General features: G+C 41.7%; 1 pseudogene. It reads right to left on the bottom strand.

The annotated features are described in order from the left end of the window. Positions 1-91 precede the first annotated feature (91 nt). Positions 92-451: pseudogene (locus tag PSH54_RS20620) on the bottom strand (TolC family protein); the annotation flags it as partial.

Below are 451 nucleotides of genomic sequence, written 5' to 3'. Positions count from 1 at the left end.
ATCGCTTGGCATAGTGTGCTCAGCTGGCAAGCTCAATAATACCCCGGCCGTCAGCGCTGCACTGCATATAGCCACCAATGACAATTTAAAATTAGTATTCATAGGTTAGCTCCTGCTGTGATAAGTTTTTTAAGCTGGCGTCATCAGCACTGGCGTAATAATTTAACCGTGCAATAATAATTTTTTGATCAACGTGAATATTAAGTGCGTCTATTTTGGCATTTAATTCGCTGATCCGCGCTTGCATCACATCCGAAAAATTACCATCATCGCGGGTATAAGCATTCAGGGTCGCTTGGGATTGCTCGGCCATTTGCGGCAATAATTTAGTTTTATAGAGCGCTGCTCGCTGACTTAATCGTGTTAGTTGGCTGACTTCCTTAAAGTACATTCCTTGTAGCTTTTTAAGGGCAATTAATTTTTGTGTTTTTGCCTCTTCGCTATCAGCAAT

It is taken from the genome of Pseudoalteromonas sp. Angola-30, from assembly GCF_028599215.1.
Lineage (GTDB): Bacteria > Pseudomonadota > Gammaproteobacteria > Enterobacterales > Alteromonadaceae > Pseudoalteromonas > Pseudoalteromonas atlantica.
Note: the sequence above shows the minus strand (reverse complement) of the source record. Positions and strands in the feature narration are given on the sequence as shown.